At 30.6% G+C, this 2,793-nt stretch carries 2 protein-coding genes and 1 pseudogene; all 3 read right to left on the bottom strand.

The window, feature by feature from the left end:
- Positions 1–350: 350 nt before the first annotated feature.
- Positions 351–1,400, bottom strand: a complete 1,050-nt coding sequence (locus ACFQ1G_RS01145; protein ID WP_380736401.1) for a hypothetical protein — start codon at positions 1,398–1,400, stop codon at positions 351–353.
- Positions 1,401–1,622: 222 nt separating this feature from the next.
- Positions 1,623–2,207 carry a hypothetical protein gene (locus ACFQ1G_RS01140; protein WP_380736400.1) on the bottom strand — a complete coding sequence of 195 codons (585 nt, stop codon included), beginning with the start codon at positions 2,205–2,207 and terminating at the stop codon, positions 1,623–1,625.
- Positions 2,208–2,361: 154 nt separating this feature from the next.
- Positions 2,362–2,793 (bottom strand): annotated as a pseudogene (locus tag ACFQ1G_RS01135) (DUF4886 domain-containing protein); the annotation flags it as partial.

The following is a 2,793-nucleotide window of genomic DNA, read 5'->3' as shown; positions in this document are numbered from 1 at the left end:
TGATCTTTATTAAAATTCACCTCATAATCTGCAGGAATGATGGCTCCTTTAAAGTCCGTTCCTTTAATAATTTCAAAATGTGATTCTCTAACAATACTGTCAATTTTTATTTCTGTTTGAGAGAAACCTGAAACATTAAATAGAACTGCCATAACAGTAATTAAAAATAGTTTCTTAATCATCAGTTATTCTTTTATTGGTGCCAACGTTCCCGGTTAACAAAAGTGGCGAGTAGGGAAGACATCACTTTCCGTGGAGACGAATTTTCTTATGGAAATAAATATAGAAAAATATCTCTCGAAAAAGCCATTTTCGTTAACCGATGTTAGGTGTAGTTAAACTAACGAACACTAATTGTTAAGTGGTTGATTTTTAGGTGTGGGTGTTTTTATTTGGGATGAATGTCGCACTATTTTAAGATTATCAATATTCTCCTTTTCAATTCGACTTTTTAATTCCTTATTTAAAAAATGATATTTAGGTAATAAAATATGGATTTCGTCAAAATCTACTTCTGTATCTAGAATTATTTGATCTACAAAGACTTCATTCTTAGCAAACTTAATATTTTTCAAATATTTTTGATAATCATTATGTGGTAATTGAACTAAACTGTCGTTTAAAAATATTGAAGAAGTTTTTAAAATATTGAAACTTAAAGGAAATCTATTTTGGTGTGGAAGATGTACAATTTTTTGGTCCTTGTAAGCAATGTATCTTGAAATTTCAAGTTTTTCTAATTCGTTAGAAGAATCTAAAGATCTTATGTGAATATTCCCATTTATGATATTATCTAACCTATATTCTTCTTCTGCAATCTTAAATTCTTTTCCAATATCTTTTTTACTCAGCTTGATTGTGTCGAAGTCAATCAAATATTTTATTTTAACAGGCAAATTTCCAAAATGATTGATGCTATCATTATTTTTAGGAATGATTTGTCTGACAAATTCGGTATGAGAATCAGACCCTATAAAACTAATTCCAGATTCAAAGAGTGGTTCACTATTTAAAATAGATTGATTTTTTGTGGTGTCTATGTCAAAATTTATATGATAATAATCTAACAAGGATCTCTCTTTAATCATTGATTTCACTTCAAAATAGTCAGTAAAATCTTTTTTACTCCAAGCAGCTTTGCTTTCTGAATAATACTCTATAAAAACTAGTTCTAAATTTTTTTCAATTTCAAGAGCTGAAGACTTTATTAAATTAAAATTTAGTGTTTCTAAATCGTCTGATTTTATCAGAGGGAATAATTCTACTGGTTCATTGATTTTCACGTGAAGTTCTAACATAGGTCTAATTACATTATCAGGAATGCTGACCGTGTCCGTGTTTTGGGAAAATAAATTAAACGTAATGAGAAAAATTAAAATTTTAATTGGAGGTTTGTTCATATTTTCTGTTTAATTACACCTAACGGCTCTGTATATGAAAAGTAGCGCTGAAAATAAGCGATAACTTTTCGGATTAACACAAGCCGAATTTTTAAATTTTACTATTTATCTTTTTACTTGGAAATCGTCAAATTTAAAAATTTGGCGACTTTCCAAAAATGCCTAACCTTAGTGTAAGCAATGAATTGCGCTATTTTTTATATACAATGTTAGCACACGTATTTATTCATCTAATTCCGTTTCTTCATATTCAATCGACATTGGTGGTGGCGGTGGTGGCGTGAAATATTCTTTTCTATATTCAGCCATTTCTTTTGGATATAATTTAGCCATTATTCTTTGATATCGTTCAATATTAAATCCGCGATTTCCAAGTCCAGTTGTTCTCAATAATATTGTGTCTTTTTCTTTTGGATTAATGATTATAAAAAAAGGACTACTCGTCTCTTTTTGATGGCTAATATCAAAATCGGTTATCATTTTTTCTAAATCCAGAGTATCGTTTTTTAATTCATAAGCTACTTTACTAAAATGAAGAGGCTTATCGTCCATAACCCGTTTTTCTTTTAATTGAAGAAAAACGCTATCATTCGATTTCGTGATTTGCAATTTGTCATATTCACTCCAGGTACACATTGATAAAACCACTCCGATATTCAGAGTATCATTGTTTTCCATCTTCGAGGTAAATTCAGCGTAATCTTGAGCAACTTTAAAGTTCGATATTTTAGGTTCAGTTTTTTGTTTACAACCAAAGATGAGGATTGCAAAAACCAAAATTAATATGCTAAACGATTGTTTTTTCATATGTGTGCTAACGTACCCGGTTAACGCAAGTAGCGGATGTTGGGGACGCGAATTTATCGGTTAAGTTATCTTTTTAAAGGTAGTCAAAAATGTCATTTTTAGCAGCCTCTTCCGCTATTTGCTCGTTAACCGATGTTGTGCCAAGTTTTACCTTTTAACTTGAGGCTTCTTTTAACAGATTGGCTGTCAACGTCTTCAGGTCTGCATTATATTTTAGCTTATTTGCTTTCTTGCCAGTTAGCAGTTCGTAGAAAATTGCAGCGCTTAAAAAAGCACCTTCCCTTGATGGATGCATATCGTCTTCAAGGAGATCGAGATTAGGATGTTTTTGCCTAACTTTTTCAAATAATACGGCGTGCTTTGTCAGAATGAGATTATTTTTGCTGGCCAATTCTTTATAACCAGATTCTAATAATTTAGAGTAATCTTTTTCATCTGAAATTTTAGGAGAACAGATTTTTTCACCAGGTTTGGCGTATTTATCAATTACTACTGCGGGATAGCAGTATTCTTTTGGATAATCAATTTTTGTAGTCCAAGTGTTGAACAGAACATATTTTGATTGGCAATTACTTAAATTTAAAAT

Origin of the sequence: Salinimicrobium gaetbulicola (assembly GCF_042676025.1) — a bacterium.
In the GTDB taxonomy this organism is placed as follows: Bacteria; Bacteroidota; Bacteroidia; order Flavobacteriales; family Flavobacteriaceae; genus Salinimicrobium; species Salinimicrobium gaetbulicola.
The sequence above is the reverse complement of the archived record's forward strand: the minus strand, read 5'-3'. Positions and strand labels throughout refer to the sequence as shown.